At 56.7% G+C, this 18,645-nt stretch carries 21 protein-coding genes and 1 pseudogene; 8 read left to right on the plus strand and 14 right to left on the minus strand.

The annotated features are described in order from the left end of the window. Window positions 1–59 precede the first annotated feature (59 nt). The 3 genes from metG (at window position 60) to BWM17_RS04975 (ending at window position 3,284) form a co-directional block, all read left to right on the plus strand. Entirely contained in the window at window positions 60–2,060 is a 2,001-nt protein-coding gene (gene metG / locus BWM17_RS04965) for a methionine--tRNA ligase (protein WP_309492833.1), read from the plus strand. Next, window positions 2,060–2,731 (plus strand): PHP domain-containing protein, encoded by a 672-nt coding sequence (locus BWM17_RS04970; protein WP_309492834.1) that lies wholly within the window; start codon window positions 2,060–2,062, stop codon window positions 2,729–2,731. The genes metG and BWM17_RS04970 overlap by 1 nt, the downstream gene beginning before the upstream one ends. Before the next feature lie 76 nt (window positions 2,732–2,807). After that, entirely contained in the window at window positions 2,808–3,284 is a 477-nt protein-coding gene (locus BWM17_RS04975) for a DUF488 domain-containing protein (RefSeq protein ID WP_309492836.1), read from the plus strand. Here BWM17_RS04975 and BWM17_RS04980 read toward each other — a convergent pair. The 6 genes from BWM17_RS04980 to BWM17_RS05005 all read right to left on the minus strand — a co-directional run bounded on the left by BWM17_RS04980 (window position 3,281) and on the right by BWM17_RS05005 (window position 8,992). Continuing rightward, window positions 3,281–4,228, minus strand: a complete 948-nt coding sequence (locus BWM17_RS04980; RefSeq protein WP_309492837.1) for a carbohydrate kinase family protein — start codon at window positions 4,226–4,228, stop codon at window positions 3,281–3,283. The two genes, BWM17_RS04975 and BWM17_RS04980, sit on opposite strands and share 4 nt — an antisense overlap. Window positions 4,229–4,332: 104 nt before the next feature. Then, window positions 4,333–4,878 carry a CO dehydrogenase/acetyl-CoA synthase complex subunit epsilon gene (gene cdhB, locus BWM17_RS04985; protein WP_309492838.1) on the minus strand — a complete coding sequence of 182 codons (546 nt, stop codon included), beginning with the start codon at window positions 4,876–4,878 and terminating at the stop codon, window positions 4,333–4,335. Between the two features lie 3 nt (window positions 4,879–4,881). Beyond that, window positions 4,882–7,245 carry a CO dehydrogenase/acetyl-CoA synthase complex subunit alpha gene (cdhA, locus tag BWM17_RS04990; RefSeq protein WP_309492839.1) on the minus strand — a complete coding sequence of 788 codons (2,364 nt, stop codon included), beginning with the start codon at window positions 7,243–7,245 and terminating at the stop codon, window positions 4,882–4,884. A 68-nt stretch (window positions 7,246–7,313) separates the two neighbouring features. Next, a complete protein-coding gene (locus BWM17_RS04995; RefSeq protein ID WP_309492840.1) occupies window positions 7,314–7,955 on the minus strand; it encodes a VIT1/CCC1 transporter family protein in 642 nt (213 codons plus the stop codon). A 101-nt stretch (window positions 7,956–8,056) separates the two neighbouring features. Further along, window positions 8,057–8,413 (minus strand): helix-turn-helix domain-containing protein, encoded by a 357-nt coding sequence (locus BWM17_RS05000; RefSeq protein ID WP_309492842.1) that lies wholly within the window; start codon window positions 8,411–8,413, stop codon window positions 8,057–8,059. 198 nt (window positions 8,414–8,611) lie between these two features. Further along, on the minus strand, window positions 8,612–8,992 hold the full coding sequence (locus BWM17_RS05005) for a class II SORL domain-containing protein (RefSeq protein ID WP_309492843.1): 381 nt from the start codon (window positions 8,990–8,992) through the stop codon (window positions 8,612–8,614). 140 nt (window positions 8,993–9,132) lie between these two features. Here BWM17_RS05005 and BWM17_RS05010 point away from each other — a divergent pair, with 140 nt between their 5' ends. Together BWM17_RS05010 and BWM17_RS05015 are read left to right on the plus strand one after the other, a co-directional pair. After that, the gene (locus tag BWM17_RS05010; RefSeq protein WP_309492844.1) at window positions 9,133–9,630 is read left to right on the plus strand and encodes a ferritin-like domain-containing protein; all 498 of its coding nucleotides are present in this window, start codon (window positions 9,133–9,135) and stop codon (window positions 9,628–9,630) included. Window positions 9,631–9,683: 53 nt separating this feature from the next. Further along, window positions 9,684–9,989, plus strand: a complete 306-nt coding sequence (locus BWM17_RS05015; RefSeq protein WP_309492846.1) for a DUF2769 domain-containing protein — start codon at window positions 9,684–9,686, stop codon at window positions 9,987–9,989. A 40-nt stretch (window positions 9,990–10,029) separates the two neighbouring features. On the opposite strand, the gene larE is transcribed toward BWM17_RS05015, so the two are convergent. Then, the gene (gene larE, locus BWM17_RS05020) at window positions 10,030–10,860 is read right to left on the minus strand and encodes an ATP-dependent sacrificial sulfur transferase LarE (protein ID WP_309492847.1); all 831 of its coding nucleotides are present in this window, start codon (window positions 10,858–10,860) and stop codon (window positions 10,030–10,032) included. Window positions 10,861–10,933: 73 nt separating this feature from the next. After that, window positions 10,934–11,851 carry an aspartate carbamoyltransferase gene (gene pyrB, locus BWM17_RS05025; RefSeq protein ID WP_309492849.1) on the minus strand — a complete coding sequence of 306 codons (918 nt, stop codon included), beginning with the start codon at window positions 11,849–11,851 and terminating at the stop codon, window positions 10,934–10,936. An 83-nt stretch (window positions 11,852–11,934) separates the two neighbouring features. Between pyrB and pyrI the strand changes: the two genes are divergently transcribed. Then, window positions 11,935–12,408, plus strand: coding sequence for an aspartate carbamoyltransferase regulatory subunit (gene pyrI / locus BWM17_RS05030; protein WP_309493729.1), 474 nt, complete (start codon window positions 11,935–11,937; stop codon window positions 12,406–12,408). A 19-nt stretch (window positions 12,409–12,427) separates the two neighbouring features. Further along, window positions 12,428–12,745: a V-type ATP synthase subunit F gene (locus tag BWM17_RS05035; RefSeq protein WP_309492850.1), complete on the plus strand. Its 318-nt coding sequence runs from the start codon at window positions 12,428–12,430 to the stop codon at window positions 12,743–12,745. Here the strand turns inward: BWM17_RS05035 and BWM17_RS05040 are convergent. Genes BWM17_RS05040 through BWM17_RS05050 form a run of 3 tightly spaced genes read right to left on the minus strand, consistent with a single transcriptional unit; the run spans window position 12,742 to window position 15,411 of the window. Beyond that, a complete protein-coding gene (locus BWM17_RS05040) occupies window positions 12,742–13,104 on the minus strand; it encodes a hypothetical protein (protein ID WP_309492851.1) in 363 nt (120 codons plus the stop codon). The genes BWM17_RS05035 and BWM17_RS05040 overlap by 4 nt on opposite strands. A 13-nt stretch (window positions 13,105–13,117) precedes the next feature. Further along, on the minus strand, window positions 13,118–14,398 hold the full coding sequence (locus BWM17_RS05045; RefSeq protein ID WP_309492852.1) for a replication factor C large subunit: 1,281 nt from the start codon (window positions 14,396–14,398) through the stop codon (window positions 13,118–13,120). Between the two features lie 26 nt (window positions 14,399–14,424). Next, entirely contained in the window at window positions 14,425–15,411 is a 987-nt protein-coding gene (locus BWM17_RS05050; protein ID WP_309492853.1) for a replication factor C small subunit, read from the minus strand. Between the two features lie 116 nt (window positions 15,412–15,527). Here BWM17_RS05050 and dcd point away from each other — a divergent pair, with 116 nt between their 5' ends. Beyond that, window positions 15,528–16,067 (plus strand): dCTP deaminase, encoded by a 540-nt coding sequence (gene dcd / locus BWM17_RS05055; RefSeq protein ID WP_309492854.1) that lies wholly within the window; start codon window positions 15,528–15,530, stop codon window positions 16,065–16,067. A gap of 5 nt (window positions 16,068–16,072) precedes the next feature. Here dcd and BWM17_RS05060 read toward each other — a convergent pair whose 3' ends face one another. The 3 genes and pseudogenes from BWM17_RS05060 to rsmA form a co-directional block, all read right to left on the minus strand. Then, on the minus strand, window positions 16,073–17,242 hold the full coding sequence (locus BWM17_RS05060) for a GTPase (RefSeq protein ID WP_309492856.1): 1,170 nt from the start codon (window positions 17,240–17,242) through the stop codon (window positions 16,073–16,075). 21 nt (window positions 17,243–17,263) lie between these two features. Beyond that, on the minus strand, window positions 17,264–17,896 hold the full coding sequence (locus tag BWM17_RS05065; protein WP_309492857.1) for a HemK2/MTQ2 family protein methyltransferase: 633 nt from the start codon (window positions 17,894–17,896) through the stop codon (window positions 17,264–17,266). Next, window positions 17,880–18,623, minus strand: a pseudogene (rsmA, locus tag BWM17_RS05070) (16S rRNA (adenine(1518)-N(6)/adenine(1519)-N(6))-dimethyltransferase RsmA); the annotation flags it as partial. The pseudogene rsmA and the gene BWM17_RS05065, both read right to left, overlap by 17 nt. Window positions 18,624–18,645: the final 22 nt, after the last annotated feature.

The raw sequence follows: 18,645 nt of genomic DNA on the forward strand, positions 1-18,645 counted from the left end.
TTCTATCTTAGGTGGAGGCTTCTCCGACCGTTGAGGGGGAATGAAACCTGGCCCGGTGGATGATCGGCTCCGCTTGGCCGTACATCAACTACATGCCTCACCTAGGGACCATCATAGGCTCCGTTCTCTCCGCGGATGTGGCGGCCAGATACCTGAGGATGAAGGGAGAGGACGTGGTCCTCGTCAGCGGCTCGGATGAGCATGGAACCCCCATCGAACTGGAGGCGGTCAGGCAGGGGATTCCCCCGAAAAAGCTCACCGACGAAAACCACCGGAAGGTTAAGAAGCTGTTTGAAAGGTGGGCGCTTTCCTTCGACAACTACACCCGAACGGAGAGCCCTGTCCACATCAGGTTCGTCCAGGATTTTTTCAGAAAAATCTACTCCAACGGCTACATCTTCACTGAGGAGGTGGTCTTCCCCCACTGCCCCCGCTGCCGCCGTTTTCTACCGGACAGGTTTATTCAGGGGAAATGCCCCCGCTGCGGCTTCGAAGCCGCCCGGGGAGACCAGTGTGACGCCTGCGGCTGGCCTTTGGATCCCTCCAAGCTTGTGGAGCCGGTTTGCGCCCTCTGCGGGGAAACCCCCAGCCCTAAGACGACCAAGCACTGGTATTTCGACCTGCCTCGCTTTACCCATCAACTGGAAAGCTATGTCAAGGAGAATCCCCGCCTGCCTGAGAACGCCCGGAACTTCTCCCTGAACCTGATCCGGGAGGGCTTGAAGCCTAGGCCTATAACCCGGGATACGGAGTGGGGTATCCCCGCTCCCTTCCCAGGCGCGGAGGGTAAGACTATCTACGTGTGGATGGAGGCGGTCTTGGGATATGTTTCCGCCACCTTGGAGCATTTCCAGCGGCTGGGGCAGGAGGACCGGTGGAGGGATTTCTGGCTTGACCCGGAGGCCAGAACCGTCTACTTCATCGGGAAGGACAACATTCCCTTCCACACCATCATCCTCCCTGCGCTCCTTCTGGCTTCGGGGGAAGGCTACAACCTTCCTTGGACGGTGAACTCCACGGAGTTCCTGATGTTCGAGGGGCAGAAGTTTTCCAAAAGCCGCCGGATAGGCATCTGGATCGATGAGGCGCTGCGGATGTTCCCAGCGGACTATTGGAGGTACACCCTCATTTCCATAAGGCCTGAGGTCAAGGACACCAGCTTCTCCTGGAGCACCTTCTTGGAGAAGGTTAACTCCGACCTCAACGACACCTTCGGAAACTTGGTCCACAGGACGCTGACCTTCATTGGCAGGCATTTTGAAGGAAAAATTCCTACCCCTGAAGCCTTGGACATCTACGACGGGGAAATGTTGAAGGTTGCCAAAGAAGCGCAGAAAGAGTTTGAAAGAAACTTGGAGCAGTTTAAGCTTCAAGCCGCCGTTCTAACCGTCATGGACCTCGCCCGGAAAGCCAACAAGTACGTCAACGACAAAGAACCTTGGAGAACCGTGAAAACAGAGCCCTCCAAGGCAGCGGCCACCCTCTACGTGGCTGCCAAGATTGTGAAAACCCTAGGCATCCTCCTACAGCCCTTCATTCCCTCCACGGCGGATGTGCTTCTGGAAAAATTCGGAGTAAAACCGGGGGAGTCCCGGAAACTTTGGGATGAACTCCGGAAAGAACTAGCCTCCGGGCAGAAGCTGGGCAAACCTAAAGTTCTCTTTAAGAAGACAAGTTTGGAGGAGGTGGAGAAAAAGCTGAAAGAACTGGAGCAGGCTGGGAAAAAGGAGGAAAGGATTTCAGCGGAGGAGCTTTCAAGGCTAAACTTGAGGGTAGGCCGGATCGTCGATGTTCAACCGGTAGCCGGGTCGAGGAAGCTTCTCCGGTTGAAGATAGACCTAGGAGAGGAGGGTGTGAAAGCAGCGGCAGCCGGCTTGGGCGAGTGCTACCAGCCTGAGGAGCTGAGGGATAGGCTGGTGGCGGTGGTGGCTAACATTCAGCCTGTCAAAATCTTAGGCGTCCACTCTGAGGTCATGGTGCTGGCCGCCGACGACGGCACGGGGAAGTTCGCCTTGCTGACTCCGGACAGGGCTGTGAAATCAGGGAGCAAGATACGCTGATGCAGCTTAAACTCGACCTCCACGTTCACACAGTCTACTCGGGGGACAGTGTCATCACCCTTAAAAAAGCCGTGGAGGCCGCTGAGAAGGCGGGACTGGACGGCATAGCCATAACCGACCACGACACCGTTGATGCTTTAAAGGAGATACCCTCCCACTCCTCCATTCTCATTCTCGAAGGCATAGAAGTCTCCAGTCTCCAAGGCCACATCCTAGGCCTAGGAGTCTCAGCGCGCATCCCACAAGGCCTCCCCGCATCCGACACCGTTGACAGAATCCGCCGTCTGGGAGGTGTGGCGGTGGTGGCCCATCCCTTCAACTTCCTGAAGAGAAGCCTAAACGGCGAGGCCATTAGGCGGCTGAAGCCTGACGCCGTGGAGGCTATCAACGCCTCATCCATTCTGCCCCTTACCATCCGGAAGGCTGTGCAGGCTGCGAGGGAACTGGGCCTCCCCCAGGTGGGGGGGAGCGACTCCCATATCCCCGAGACCATCGGGAAAGCCTACACGCTGGTGGAGGTGGAGGAAGCCAGCCGGGAGGCTGTTCTCCAAGCCCTCAAGGCTGGGAAAACCAGGGCGGAGGGGAGGAAGATCTCTCCCGTGGATTTTCTGCGCAAGATAGGCTGGCAGATGAAGATAAAAGGGGGATGCACGTTCCTCCCCTTCAGATGAAAGTTTTCCCTTCAGCCCTCGCGCAGCTCAACTTTTCCGGGATGAAACTTTTTTGAGAGGCTACTCTAAAAACAACTTGGGAAAGCGGCTGTTGAAAGTCTACACCGTGGGGCATTCCACTCGAAGCCTTCCAGAGTTTCTGAGGCTTCTCAAAGCCTACAGTGTCCGCGTCCTCGTTGACGTGCGCAGGTTTCCCGGCTCCAAGAAGTTTCCCCATTTCAACAGAGAAAACTTGGAGGCAGTGCTCCCCCGGAAAGGTATCCGCTATCTCTGGCTGGGAAAGTCTTTGGGGGGATTCAGGAAGGGAGGCTACCGTGAGCATCTGAAGACCCCGGAGTTCAAGACGGGACTTGAGAAGGTGACTGAGACAGCGGCTGAGGCCTCCGCAGCCATCATGTGCGCTGAAGCCCTATGGTTTCGATGCCATCGGAGGTTCATAGCCGACAGGCTGGCTCGCCGCGGATTCACGGTCCTCCACATCTTGGATGAGAAGAGGACGTATCTCCACCGCCTAGGCCGCCGAGTTCGGGGGGAGGCGGAGGCTAAAACCTAAGGCTTTTCGCCTAGGAATTCCTCCAAGACCGACTGGACGGTGCCTTCCCTCAGCTTCAGAACGTGGTAGGCTATGTCCTCCAGGCTTTTCAGCCTCAGCCTCCTAAGCCTTTCGAAGCCCCATCCCAAGCATTTCACGGCGGAGATGAGGCAGGCGGCCACCACCGCCTTGGTCCAGTCTCGGCTCAGCGCGTAGGCTGCCAGAAGGGTGCCGCACCAGGTGTCCCCGGCGCCGGTGGTATCCTTCAACGTCGCCTTCAACCCGCTGAGGGCGGGAATCATCTGCATCCGTCCCTCCTCCACGAGGATGGCTCCCATCTGGCCTAGGGTCACAGCGAGCCTTTTGGCTTTGAGGGCTGAGAGGGCGGAGGTGAGGCTGCCTGTTTCAGCCAAGGCTGAGGCCTCTTGGTCGTTGACCACCATGAGGTCTGCCTTTTCAGCCAGCTTCCTCAGGATTCGCCTATTTTCAGCCTTCCCCAAGTAATCGGGGGAGCTGTGGATGGAAACCCAGGTTTCAGGGCAGAGCTTCCTGATTCTCGCCGCAAATTTCTCCACCTTCTGAGGCCGCATGGGGGCTAGGTGGACGTAAACGTCCCGGCTGACCCAGTGGGCTGGGAGGTCCGCTACCTTGATGGCTGCTCCAGCCCCCAGTCTGACCGCGTCGTAGCGGGCTTGAAAGTTTTGGTCGTAGCTGATGTCGAAGGAGGTGGTGGGAGCGTTTACTCTTCTGATGAGGGAGCCGGGAAAGGTAGAGTGGAGGAAGCTGAGCTGTTTGAAGTCCTTCCCCACCGCGGAGATGAGCTTAACCCTGTCGTAGAGAACCTTAGCGCCCAGCGCCGCGTAGAGGGCAGCCCCGCCCAGCTGAAGCCTTTCCCCCCACGGATTCCTGACCCGGTCGAGGGAAACATGTCCGATGAAGAGGAGGGTAGGCCCGGCCAAAGGCAACCATCAAAAATAAGACCGCCCCTAAACTTTTAACAGTATCTCCTTCTTGGCGACGGAGGCCGTGAGGCGTTCTATGGCACAGCCATCCATGGCCATGGATTTTTTCAGCCGCCGGTTTTTTCCAGGCCGCTTACCACCAGGTCCAGCTGTTTGAGCCATTCTTCCACCTTGAGGTTGGGGAAGGACCAGGTGGCGTGGGGTTGATAGAAACGGTCGAGGGAGACGGTCTTAAGGCTGGGGGCGAAATGCTTCAACGCGGAGAGTATGACCCATTCCACATAATAATGGATGCCTCCCACCAAGACCAGATCGTACCGGCCGGCTCCGTCTAAGCCTTTCCACCCCGGGTCGCAGAGCCGGTTGGCTATGTCCATGGCCGGCATCCAAACAGCGCCTTGGAAGCCTTTTTTGAGGAATTCTCCCACCGTCTGAGCGGTGGCCACCACCCCCATCTTCCCAGCTTTGGCTATGAGGACCGCGTAGTCGATGAGGCGCCTGTCGCCTAAGCCGGCTTGGGAGGCTTCGGGGCCTACGATGAGCAGCGGCCTTCTCGCCCTTCTGACCATGGCCACCACCACCTCAGGCTTGGTGATGACTGAAGCCTTCAAAGGCCCGGGGACTTCTGCCTTCTGCCAGGGTTCCGCTCTCATCATTTACCGGGCCTCCTTAGGTTTCGCCAGCCTCTCCAGCAGGGTGGGGTCGGGGGTCTCTCTTTCCCGCCAGCCCTCGGCTTTCAGGATCTCCATGACCTCGTCTCTGAGGGTTATGGGGATGTCCGTCTCCTTCCGGACTAGCAGATGGAGGTCGTCGGGCATCACCCCGTAATACCGCTTGTGCAAGTCCACGTAGTGGGCCAGCTTTATCGCCCGCCCCTTGGCTGTGTCGTTCGCCCTCATGCAAAGCTTCACCAGCATCACCAACGCTTCCTCCTTGGTTTCAGCCGTGAAGAACAAGTGCTCGGGAACAGGGCCCACGTAGACCTTCTCCCCCGTGCGGGCGTCGTAGACATACCAGTTGCTTTCCACTTCCTTCCTACCCAAGAGCATGCGCCTGTACTTGGAGCCATGAGGGCCTACGACCACGGGAATCCCCAGCCTCCAGAAGCCGCTGGCGATGGAGGCCGCCTTCTGGGACATGGCCCCCCAGGCGATGCCCGCGGCGCCCACCCGGTTGTGGATGTAGTCGGCTATCTCCTCGTAGTTGCCCCTCAGGTTCCGTCTGGCGAAGATGCTGGCTATCTTGATGGCCGCTCCAGCTATGTGGGAATTAGCCACGCAGGAGCCCACGTTGACCAAGCCTCCAGCGTCGAACACCCCCGGGTAGGCTTCGTAGAGGCTTTGACCGTCCTCGTTCTTGTACATACCGATGGACATGGCGGCGCAGCCGGAGGCGACCACGATGAACCGGCGTTTCAGAAACTCCTCAGCCATCTCAGCCACCTCCCGCCCTCCACCCGGGTAGTTGGCGCAGCCCACCAAGGCTATGACGCCGGGTATCTCCCCTAAAACCAGAGGCCCTCCGACCTTCCGAATTTCCACATCTTGAATGGCGCCTCTTCCAACCCGAACCTTGTAGGCTTCTTCTCTGAGTTTCTCCTCCGAAGCTTTCACGATGCCGCTGTGGATGGGTATCTCCTGGGGGCAGGCGTCTTCGCAGCGGGCGCAGCCAATGCAGGCGGCGCAAAGGTCAGCCAGCCCGGTGAGAACCCCGGAAGCCGCTGCCTTCACAGCCTCAGGGATGGGCAGGTCGTTGGGGCACGCCCGCCGGCATTCCTCGCATTCTGTGCATTTTTTAGCCAACTCCACCAGTTCATCCTGCCCGGGAAGGGCTCCGAACTTTCTCCTTTTTGGGGCTACCTCTATGGCTGTTCTCACGGCCACCTCTCCCACCTTAGCGGGGTCGAGGATTAAGGCGCCCGGGGTCTTCCCTTCCACGAGGTCTTTCACGATTTCGTCGACAGGGTCGCCGGTTCTGTTGGGCAGGCCCGCGCACTGCTTTTCCGTGCTGGCGATGAAGGGGACCTTAGCCTTCTCCGCCTCGGAGAGGAGGTCGGTGCGGATGCACTGCTCGTCGACCACCGCCACGTCGGGGATGCCGCTTCGGATGAAGCGAAGCTGCCATGAGATGGGGCCGATGATTTTAGCTTTGGAATTGTACCGAGTGAGGTCGTGGGCGGTGCAGCATATTCCCGCTACTTCCACAGAGCCTTGGAGGCTGTTCTCAGAGAGATAGTCCATGATGTAGGCGGCGGGGGGCACGTTGTGGCCGACGACGAGGATGACGGGCTTAGAAGTGTCGACGCTTCCAAAACCTATATTTGCCAAGGGAGCCTCAGGGTCAGCCTTAGGGTAGGGGTAGGCGGAAACCTGAGCTATGTCAGCCACCTCCATAGCCACTTGGTCGACCATCCCTGCGTGGAAGACCTTGGACTCGAAGTCCAGCGCGTCGCCTTCTTGACCTGTGTGGGTGGCGGAGAGCAAGTGGGTTATCTGGGATTCAACATAGTCCAAAGCTTCATCCAAATCCCCTAAGGTTTTAGGCTTGATCCCGCAGACCAGCCGGAGAATGGGCGCCTCCACTTCCACCTCTCCGGTTCCCACTTGGATGGGATGGTCTCTCCCGTAGATTTTTGAAAGATGCTCCACCAAATGTCGGGCGTGGCTTGCATGGGTGGCCGCTCCCATGCAGCAGGCCAGCAGGACGATTCTAGACTGCTGAGCCGCCAGGTTCAGCCCGCAGGCGCCTTTCTTTCCCCGGGTTAGGTCGCATTTTCCCATGGTGCAAAGGCAGCAGAGGTCGCAGTAGGGCAGGTAGAAGGGCCTGTAGCGGCTCAGAAGCTTAAGGTCCCAATCTCGAAGGTCGACGGCGGAGGGAAAAGGGGTGGGGCCTTGAGGTTCCTCCCAAGGCTCTGTTATGGTTTTGCCTAAGACCAGTTCCAGGTCTCTGAAGACTCCTAGACCTGTCTTCAGCTCTTTAACCTTTAAGTGCAAGCTTTTCTTCATATTTTCCTTCACCATGTACTGATGAAAATATACAAAGGGAAAAAAGTCTTTAGGCTATATATGCCTACTGGCTCAGACCCCCCCTAAAGCACTAAACCGGCGAAGTAGAGGATCAGGGCTATCAGAACCCCCGCCGAAAGCATTTTGACTCCTTGAACAAAGATGTTCTCCTTGGAGATCTTCCCCAGAAACATACCTAAGGCGAAGAGGACGGCTAAGGCTGTGCCTAGCGAGAGAAAAACAGCGAATTGGAAACCGAGCAGACCTAACTTTACCAAGAAAAAGGGAGTAATGGCCGCCAAGGCTACAGCCACTGGAGAAATCCCGTTCACAAAAGCCAGCCAGACGGTCGCAACCCGGGAGGCTCTGCCCCACAAAGAGTTTTTAAGGTCTGTGAAGAGGGCGCTCTCCAGCTCTTTGAGAGCCTTGCTTCTTTCAGCCTTCTCCGCCATGTAGGCGCCCCAAACTCCGGAGAGGCTCATGGCCAAGCCGGCTCCTAGGCCGGCGCTGATGACGATGTGGGGGTCGGTGACCCCGGCCACATAGGTGCCCAGCACCACCCCCAGCACTATTAGGGCTCCGTCGAAGGCGTTCAACACGAAGTATCTTCGAGCAATCTCCCCCACTTTAGCCATCTGGAAATATTGCTTAAAGTTCCCGGAAAAATTCCTCAAAGCCTTAAGCTTCTGACGGATGGATAACATCTTCCCCAGAAGACGCCCCAATACATAAAAATAGCAAAGATATTAATTAACCTTCGAACATTTGCAGCTAAAACCGGCGTCCCAACCGGGATCCCAGCGAAATAAGCAGATGGGAGAATTGTTCAAGTCTTTTGAGTCTGCGGCTTCGGCTGGCAGGGAATGCAAATGGGAGCCTGGCTTCTAACCCTCAGCCAGTCTGTTTTGGGGCACTGGTATAGGTCTGGTTCTATTTCTTCCGCCTCCGGGCATGGTTTACCCACCGGAAGCTTGAAGGTTGACTCTTTTTCCTTCATCTTCCCAGCCATTCTCGCTCTGCTTTCAATGTACTGCTTGAGTTTCGGTAGCTCAGTCTCAGGGATAACCCAATGCCCCGTGCTGTTCTTAGACCCTTTGATGACTCCCTTGGACACCAGCTCCGTAACTCTTTCAGTGCGCACCTTCAGGATATCGGCCAGCTGGGAAGTAGTATAATACTGCACGTCCGGAAACCTCGAAATCTTTTGTAAAAGAAAAAGCAGCCGCCTTATTAAAATTAACCCGCCACGCCGGCGATAAAAAATCCTACCAGCCGGTTAAGAAGCCGTTAACACTATTCAGGGGGGAAATCCCCCATCTCATGCTAAAAAAATAAACCGGCGGGGAACACCGCTTTCTCCCGGTTTCCCCTTCGACAGCGGTTATTCTACCTTTATTTCTTTGGTCCCTTCCCACGTGCCGTGAAGGTTGCACCGTTCGAAGGCTCTCAGCGGGTGGGCGTGGGTTAGGCTGATGGGGATGGTTATTTTTGGAGCTGTTCTTTCGGGGATCAGGTCAACTCTGGTGAGGAAGGTGTCCCCCGCGTAGAGTTCTATAAATTCGATGTAGTGGCCGGCTTCGTTGGGATGCTTCATGAGTTTCCCTACTTCGACGGTTACGTTGAACATTTCCCCCTTCTTGACCACATCCGGAGCCTCGATTACCGGGGTATGCTTCTTTTCCAAGTCTGTCATCTGAGCTGGGTTTTTAGGCTTGTTGACTCCGCAGAAGAGGTCTCCTTCGCAGGATTTATCTTCTTTCAACAAAATTCCTCCTTTACTTTTAGAAAATCGTCCGCCAGTAGATAAAGCTTTATCCGGTGTGGGGTGTTGAATCCTTCAGGCCAAGGCAACCTATTTATAACAATCCGACCCTAATATTAGTTCTTAAAAAGGGGATTTGTATGGGTAAAACTTCAAGGGTCATAGCGGATTTAGACGTCGACGCCCTCATCGAGGAGTTGAACAGGGCTATAGCCGACGAATGGCTGGCCATCGCTCAGTACTGGTACGGTTCCCTAGCGCCTGAGCAGACCATGAACCCCGTGGTGAAGGAAGCCATCAAGAAAGCCTTGGACGACGAACGGGAGCACGTCAACGAGCTGGCGGAGAGGATACTGGAGCTGGGGGGAACCCCCCTGAAGAACCCGGACCAGTGGAACCAGCTGGCCCACTGCAAATATCTGGAACCTCCCAACAAGCTCACCGACTTGAGGAAGTTTCTCCAAGATGCCTTAAAGGGGGAAGAATGCGCCATGAAGGCCTACAACGAAATCGCCAAGCTGACCTTCGGCAAAGACCACATCACCTACCAGCTCATCGTGCACATCCTCAGCGAAGAAGCTGAGCATGAGGAAATGTTCGAAGACATGCTGGAAAACCTACCCTGCGACTTCAAATAAGCCAACTTTTTTTTTTGAAGACGGCGGAAGTCCACCGCTAGGAGGTGAAGGCTATGGGTGAAGAAACCACCCACGAGAAGGTCTTGGAGGCCATGGCCAAGCTGAGCCCCGAGGAATTGAAGGCGAAAATGGAGGAAAGCCGGAAGATGTGCGAAAGCTTCTGCGGCGAATGCCCCACCTACACCGGTACGGGGGAGAAGGAACTGCTGTTCTGCATCCTAGGCCGAAGCAGTGTGATAAAAGAGCAGAAGGGTTGCCTCTGCACAGCGGGATGCCCTGTTCAGAAGAACATGGGCCTCCGATGGGACTACTACTGCATCCGCGGCTCAGGCAAAGAGCAGATGGCTAAAGAAAAATAAGTCAGAATTTTTTCGTATCCGCTCCTCCAGTTCGGAGGTCTTACCTGCTGGGGTTCAGCGCCTCGTCCATGCTTCCCGTCCTGTAGCCTGTTAGGTCTAAGGCCACATAACGGTAGCCCAGCTTCCTTAAGCCTTCCGCCACCCTGTCCATGAGGGCTTCGTCGAAGAAGAGGCGCCTCTCCTCTTTTCCAACCTCGATGCGAGCTATGCCTTGGTGGTCTCGAACCCTCAGCTGCTTGACTCCCACGGTTTTTTTGATGAAAACTTCAGCCTCCGCCACTCTCCTGAGGCCTTCGGCTGTAATCCTCTCCCCGTAGGGAAACCTGGAAGAAAGACAGGCCATCGACGGTTTTCCCGCGGTGGGCAGCCTGAGCATTTCAGCCAGCAGATAGACTTCCCTCTTGGTGATGCCTGCCTCGGCTAAAGGGCTGCGTACGCCTTCCTCCCGGAGGGCCAGCGCCCCAGGCCTGTGCCCTTGAAGGTCCTCAGCGTTGGTGCCGTCCACCACGGCGTCGAGGCCTTCCTCCCGGGCGATTTTTTTCAGGGCCTCTAGGAGCTGCTTTTTGCAGTAGTAGCAGCGGTTGGGAGGGTTGGCTGCGAAGCGGGGGTCGTCCAGCTCGTCGACCTTCACCACCCTGTGCCTGATGCCCAAGGCCTCCGCCACCTTTCGGGCTTCCTCTAACTCACCCGGGGGAAGAGTTGAGGAGTCAGCGGTCACGGCCAGCACCCTGTCGCCCAAGGCTTTCTTAGCTGTAGCGGCCACGAGGGAGCTGTCCACACCGCCTGAGAAAGCGACCACCACCCCCTTTAAAGCTTGGAGGTTTTTGAGCATTCCTTCGAATTTTTCTTCCAGCTGCCGGCTTTCCTCCATGGCCCTTACCTTCGCAGCCGCCTGAGCATAGGTTAGAGGGGGTGTTGGCGGTTTAAAAACTAGGCCGAGCCTTTTAGAAGGCTCCTAAAACCAAGCCTAGGAGAGCCATTCGGGTGATGAGGCCGTAGCGTACCTGTTTAAAGTAGAGGGCATGCTTGGTTTCGTCCACCTCCGGCTGGATTTCATCCACCCTAGGGAGGGGATGCATGACGATGAGGTCTTCCTTAGCCTTTTCCAAAGCCGCCTTGTCGATGCGGTAGGCGCCTTTGATTCTCTCATACTCTCCTGGGTCGGGGAAACGTTCCCTCTGGATGCGGGTGACGTAGAGCACATCCAGCTCGGGCATAACGTCTTCAATCCGGCTGAACTCCTTCACCCTCAGCCTGTTTCGAACCGCCTGCAGGACTTCCTTCCGTATTCGAAGCTCCGGAGGAGAGACTAAGTAAAGGTTGACATCGTAGAGGGAGAGAGCGTAGGTGAGAGAATGCACCGTCCGACCGTAGCGGAGGTCTCCGAGGATGCCTATGTTCAACCCGTCGACGCTGCCCTTCTCCTTGAAGATGGTGTAGAGGTCTAGGAAAGCCTGGGTGGGATGCTCCTCAGCCCCGGAGCCGGCGTTGATGACGGGGATGGAGGCGAAGTCCGCTGCCAACTTGGCGGAGCCTTCCAGAGGATGGCGGATGACCAGTATGTCGGCGTAGTTTTCCACCGTCCTGACGGTGTCAGCGAGGGTTTCCCCTTTCTTGACAGAGCTCACCGCCGGCTCGCTGAACCCTATGACGCCTCCGCCCATTCTCTTCATGGCAGCCTCAAAGCTGAGCCTGGTTCGGGTGCTGGGTTCGAAGAAGAGAAGGCCCATGAACTTTCCTGAGAGGGGTCGGAGGTTCTCCCCTAGGATGTGGTCCACTTTCCCCGCTGTCTTCAGGATGTGGTCTACTTCCTCGCGGGTGAAGTCTTTGATGGAGATGATGTCCCGGCCTTTCAGCTCCACGGCTCTCTTCGCCCTCCTTCCCTATGCCGCGGGGACATACATTTATTAATTGATCGGTGGAGTCTATTTTAGCTTTGGAGTCCGTGTCCGCAGTGGTCAGCGAGGAGCTTCGGGTGGAAAAAATCAGGGACGGAACGGTCATCGACCACATCGACGCGGGAACCGCCTTGGCGGTGCTGAGGATTCTGGGCATCACAGGCCGGGAGGGCTACGTGGTAAGCCTTCTGATGAATGTCTCCAGCAAGAAACTGGGAAAGAAGGACATGGTGAAGGTGGAAGGCCGGGAGCTCAGCCCCACCGAAGTCCAAGAGATAGCCTTGGTCGCGCCTAACGCCACCATCAACATCATCAGAAACTTCAAAGTCCTGAGGAAGGAGAGGGTCAAGCCGCCTGACCTTGTCAAGGATTTGCTGAAATGCCCCAACCCTGCCTGCGTCACCAACAGCCCGGAGCCCGTTAAGGCCGTGTTCCACGTGGAGGTCTCCGACGGCGTCACCCTACGGTGCTACCACTGCGGCATCCTCATGGAAAAGGAGGACATCCTCAAACAGTTCTAAGCGGAGGGAGCAACGGGAAGTGGCAAAAATAGCCGTGGTAGCCGACCCCGACGTGGCCTCCTACTTCAGGGTCACTGGAGTCAAAAAAGCCTACGGCGTCAAAACAGCCAAGGAGGCCGCGGAGGCCCTCAGGAAGCTGGCTGGGGAGAAGGAGGTAGCCGTCATCATCGTCACCGAAAAAATCGCCGAAGAAATAAAACCCGTCATCGAAGAGGTGGGCAAGAGGGTTTACCCCACGGTGATAACCATCCCCGGAAAAGAAGGCCCCATCCCCGGGAAGGTTCCCTCAGTCATGGACTTGGTCAAAAGAACCGTAGGAGTAGAAATAAAACTCTAACCGATCCGAGACAACTCTTCCTTGGTTTTTTGGATGTAGCGCTGGTAGAGGTTGGTTTTGCTGTAGCATTTTTTGCAGAGGCAGTAGGTGGGAATGTCCCGGCTGGGACAGGTGGCTGCGTACTCGCAGACACCGCAGGGGAAAACAGCGCCGCAGAGGTAGCAGGTCTGAGCGAACTCCACCTCCTCCCCCAGCAGCGGAACGAGCAAAGCCTTGATCCTATCGAAGTTTTCCAAGTCTTCAATGTAGAAAGTCCGGGTTGCCCGGTCGTAGCCTAGGCCGGCTCTCATCAACTCAATGAACTTGTCCTTCCCCATGAAGGCCAGTTTAATGCCTGTTCGGGTTATCCTCTTCACCATCGACGCTTCCCCCTCACCGCCGGGCTCCCCGCCTCCCAGCAGGTTTCCTCCCCCTAGCCGGCGCGGAGCTGGGCTTAGCGGCTTCCCCCTTCAAGTAGGCCACAGCAGCCTCGTCGAGGCCCAGCCAGGAAGCCAGCTGAGCGGCGGCGGCTTCTTTGCTGTGCTGGAACATCACCCTCAGGTAGGGGAGGAAGTCAGCGGCGGCCCTCCGGCGGGAAACATGGCACTTCACTCCTATCTTGGCGCTTATTTCCTTGATAAGCTCCCTCTGAGCCTTGGTCCTGCCGAGGATGAGAATCCGGCTGGGGGGAAACCGGTAGCCGGCTGGGGTGTATTTTCCCCTCCGCGCAGCGGCGACGCCCATGCTCATCTGCTCCAGCGCGTAGCTGAGAAGCCCCCAGTTTTGAGTCCGCTTAACCCTGCCGAAGAAGACGTCGGCGCGGGACAGCGCATCGTAGCCGGCTGCCAGGTCTTCAGGGTCGGTGAACTGGTAGGGGAGGTTCTCATGCACCGAGAGGTGGAGGAGGTCGCGGTCCACCTCCGCCTCCGCCTGAGCTCTTTTAGCGTAGAGGGGGTTGTTGGTCAGGAAGATTTCCCCCAAAACCTCTTGAACGGAGAGCTGCCGGTCTCTGGCGGTCAGCTTCTCCACGTCGACAGCCCGGAGGCTTCGGGTTTTCTCCGCCAAGGCTTGAAGGTCGTTGACAGCCGACCGAACGTCCCCCCGGCTTCGGGCTGCGATGAGCTTGAGGGCTTCCTCCTCCGCCTCCAAACCCTCCCTCCGGCAGATTTCCTCCAGCCAAGCCACCATGACCGGAGGCCTGACCTTTTGAAACCTGATGGTGAGGCAGGCGTTCTTCAGCTCCCTCAGCCGCATGTCCGAAATGTCATTGGCCGTCAGGGCGACGGGAACCTTTGACTCCTCCAGCAGTTTGAGGATCGCCCCCAAGCCCCCTTGGTCTTCGCGGCCGTAGATGCCGTCCACCTCGTCCAGCAGGATGAGGACGCCCTTGGAGTCTGAGAAAAACTGGAAGATGGAGGACTCCGACGCCGCATGGCCTGCGGTGCGCATGATCTTCTCCGCTGTTCTAGCGTCGCTGGCGTTCATCTCAATTAGGTCGTAGGCAGCTGCCTTGGCCGCCGCGTGGACGAGGGCGGTCTTCCCCACTCCTGGAGGCCCGTGGAGGAGAGCCGCCTTACCTCCCGGCTTCCATTTTTTCAGCCAAGACAGAAATTTGAGTTTAGCCTCCTCGTTGCCCACGACCTCCTCGGGGGTTTGAGGCCGGTGTTTCTCCACCCACATCATCTGAGGCTCGGCGGGCTTCAGGCCTTCTCCCCCAGCTGAGAGCCGTATTTGACCAGCTGGGCCAGCAGTGCGCTCAGCTGGATGTCGTCGTTGGCTCCTTCGACCAGGCGGAAGTCGTATTCGCCGATGATGTCCGCCAGTTCGATCTGAGCCTTGGGGGGAAGCTTCAGGTTGAAGATTTCCCGGTGAACCTGCCGGATGATGTCGCTTCCCGACATCCCATAGGTGGCCATGAGCGTGTAGAGGGTGTTCCGAGCCTCCAGGAAGTCTCCTTTCAAAGCCTTTCCCAGCATGTCCCTTATCTCCTCGGAGCCGGCTTTCCCCATCACCTGCAGGACGGTTTTCCTGTCCACAGTCCTGCCTACGGTGGCGGCGGCTTGGAGGGTGTTCACAGCTCTCCTCAAGTCCCCACCGCAATGCTCGATGAGAGCCTCAACACCGCTGTCTTGGAGGTTCAGCTTCTCCTTCTTGGCTATGAAGCGGAGGTAGTTTTCCACATCCCCCCTCGCCAGGGGAGCGAACCTGAAGATGGCGCAGCGGCTTTGGATGGGCTCGATGATCTTGCCGGAGTAGTTGCAGATGAGGATAAACCGGGAAGTCCGACTGTTGGCTTCCATGATCCTCCGCAGGGCAGTTTGAGCCTCTGCAGTCATCTGGTCGCTTTCATCCAAGATGACCAAGCCGAAGGGAACCTTCGCCATAGTCCCGAGGACATGCCTAGTGAAGTTTTTTATCCTCTCCCTGACCATCTGGATGCCTCTCTCATCTGAGGCATTGAGTTCGAGGACGTAGTTTCTCCAGCCGGGGCCAAGAAGCTGCCTAGCTAGGCAAAGGGCCACGGAGGTCTTTCCGTTTCCGGGGGGCCCGGCGAAGAGGAGGTGAGGCATGGTGTTGGGGGACTTCAGAAAGCCCTTGAGGCTTTCGATAACCGACTTGTGGTCTACAACCTCATCCAGCATTTTAGGCCGGTATTTTTCCACCCACATAACGGCTTCTTCGCTCATAATCCTTCAACCAAACTACGTAGAGCTCCGATAATAAGATATATCTTTCAACCTTCGCCAATGTAACTTTTATTAAACTCCAATTTTTATTGATAGGGTTAAGAAGGGGTTGCCCTTTGATTCTCTCTGACTTCGACCTTTTGAATTATATCCGAGAAAGGCGGCTGGTGATCAGGCCTTTCAAGAAGGATACTCTCCGCGAGAACGGTGTCGACCTCCACTTGGGGGACACCATAGCCCGGCTGAGGCCTTCAAGCCGGATTCTGGACACTCGGGGAACACCGGGGATAGAAGGTTTCTACTCTGTGGAGAAAGCGAAGGCCTTCACCATTCAGCCCAACGAAAAAGTTCTGGTAAGCACCTTGGAGCATGTGGAAATACCCTCAGACCTCATGGGCTTCGTGGAGCTGCGCTCCACTTTCGCCCGGTGCGGAATCCTCCTGCCGCCTACCATTCTCGATGGAGGCTTTAAGGGAAACATCACCATCGAAATCCTAGGCTCCGCCTTCCCGGTTAGGCTTTACAGCGGAGACCGCTTCGCCCACGTGGTCTTCGCCAAGCTGACCTCCCCGCTGGGAAGACCTTACGACGGCAAGTATCAAGGCCAACAGGGCATCGCCCTCCCCCGCTTCGACTTAGCCTCCCAGCCGAAGTGAGTCTTCTATTTCAGGTAGATTTCGATGAGGTCGCCGTCTCGGAGAGGGAAGTCCAGCCCCACCTTTTCACCCGGATACTTGGCGGAGGGCCCCCAGAGCTTGGCGTATCGAAACCTTCTCCGCAGGTCGGTGTGGATTCTCGAAGCCGCGTCGGAAACCTTCTCACCCCTCCTGAGGATAAGCGGCTTATCCGGCTCCGGCTGGCCGGGTCTTCGAGGGTAAACCCTCATGATGCCGAGGAAGTCGAAGAGTCTTCGCTTCAGTTCCTCCAAGCCCCCTCCTTCTTTGGCTGAGACTTGGATGAGGGGAAGATTCTCCCCCTCAGATAGGGGGAGGTTTCCCGTATCCTCAGAGGAGGCCAAGTCCGCCTTGTTTACGGCTACCAGCATCGGCTTCTGCACGGTCTTCTGGGAGAGAGCCAGTTTGACGTCTTCCTCCGAAGCTTCGTCCAAGATTTTTATGACAGCGTTCCTGACGTCTTCCTCCGCAGCCAGCCGGGGGACATTCTCTAGGCTGCCGTGAAACTTGTTGGCGCAGAAAACTCTCACCCCGCCTGAGCTGGTGGGTTGCACATCTATCCTAGGCTGCTTCCCTTTGCGGGGGTGGATTCCGAAAGCCTTCAACTCGTCTAGGAGGATTTGAAGCTGCAAGCCGAGGTCTTGGTCCGCCGCCAGCACTAGGAGGATGCCGTCGGAGTTTCTGGCCAAACCTAGGACTTGGGGGCCCCATGCTTTTCCTTCGCTAGCGCCCTCCATGATGGCAGGGGCTTCCACCAAGCTGAGCTGAATGTCTTGGTAGGGCATCATCCCCACCACGGGGGCGAGCGTGGTGTAAGGCCGGTTTCCTATCTCCACCGCCGCGTTGGTCAGAGCTTTCAGCAGCTGACTTTTCCCAACCTGGGTTAGGCCTAGGATGAGGACTTGGGCAGCTCCTGTTTTCTTGATGTCGAAGGCCGTCCTCCCGCTGGCTCCAGCCTTGGAGCGCCTCCTGTTCTCCAGTTCTTCCCTGAGCTTCGCCAGCTTGGTTTTCAGATGGGACCGAAGCTTCATGGTTCCTTTATGCTCAGGAATAGACCCGATGTAGGCTTCGAGAGCTCTGATTTTCCCTTCCAGGCTTTTGGCCTCTCGATACTCTCGCTCCAGCTGGGTGCACTTGGCGGGAAGGTTGGTAGGCATGGTAGGCCAGAAGATAGGTAGCTAACTTTGGCTAATAAGCCTAGCTTCTAAGCAGACTAAGGTCTCAAAAAAGAACCGCTTCTCCTCCACCGTCCTCACGGAGAAACCGACCGCCTGCAGTCTCCGCACGGTTTCTTCAATTCCCCCAAGGGAGGACTGGACGAGGAGAACCCTTCCCCTGGGCTTGAGGAAGCAGCCTACCTCCCTGATAAACCTCTCCGTCACTTCCCAGCCTTTCTTACCTCCACACCAAGCCCTACTCAACCAGTCCTGAGGCTCCTTTCCATCAGAAGGTAAATAGGGAGGATTGAAAACTATCAAGTCGAATTTTTCCCCAAACCGAACCGGCTTGAAGAGGTCGCCCTGTCTAACTTCCACTCGGGCCTCCAAACCGTTGGCTTGGGCGTTTGCCTTGGTTGCCTCCACCGCAAAAGGGTTCAAGTCCGTGGCCACAACCCGAGCTGCCTTCCGGGCCGCTAGGAGGGCTATGAGGCCGCAGCCGCAGCCTACCTCCAAGACCGTTTCACCCCTCTGAAGGAGGAGGTTCTCAGCCAAGAGGAAGGTATCCTCCTTCGGCCTGTAGACTTGGCTTGGCACCATGAGGGTGAGGCCGCTGTAGGTGAAGGTCCACCGGCCTTCAGGCGAAGATGGCATCTGAGACCTCTCCCAGCTCTTCAGGGGTGAGGGTGAAAACCTTCCTTTCCAAGTAGGGGGCTTTCTCTAGGCTCAGAGGCCTCATCCTTGAAACCACCCGCAGGGCTTTGCTGAGCTTTCTGTTTTTCTGAGTGAACAAAAGCCTCACAGCTTCCTCAAAGGCGCCCCAGTTTTTCACTTGAAAGGGAGGCTTCTCCCTCGGCTTGATGCGCACCATCCAGGAGGACACTTGGGGCTTGGGGTAAAAGGCTTTAGGGGGCACAGGCTCCAGCAGCTCCACTTCCGCCTTGGTGTAGACCATGACGGAGAGCCTTCCGTAGGCTTTCTCCCCCGGCTTAGCCACCATTCTCTTGGCGAACTCTGTTTGAAAGGTGAAGACACCCAACTCGAAGCTTTCCTCCAGCAGTTTGAAAACCATGGGGGACGCTATGGAGTAGGGAGGGTTTGAAACAACCTTGTTATAGCAGCCCTTCAAGTTCATCTTCAGGAAATCTCCCCGTCTCAGATCGACTTTTCCCCAGTCCTTAAATTTCTCGGAGAGGTAACCGCAAAGCCTGGGGTCAGACTCCACAGCCATAACTTTTCCAGCTCTCTCAGCCAAGACTTCCGTGAGAAAACCGAATCCAGCCCCAACCTCCAAGACTACGTCGCCGCGTTGGAGCTCAGCATAATCAGCCAGCCGAGTCAGAGTTTCCCAGTCTACCATAAAGCTCTGGCCGAACTTCCTCCTCGGCCTGACCTTCCACTGC

This window comes from Candidatus Hecatella orcuttiae (assembly GCF_002009985.1).
Classification (GTDB): Archaea; Thermoproteota; Bathyarchaeia; order Hecatellales; family Hecatellaceae; genus Hecatella; species Hecatella orcuttiae.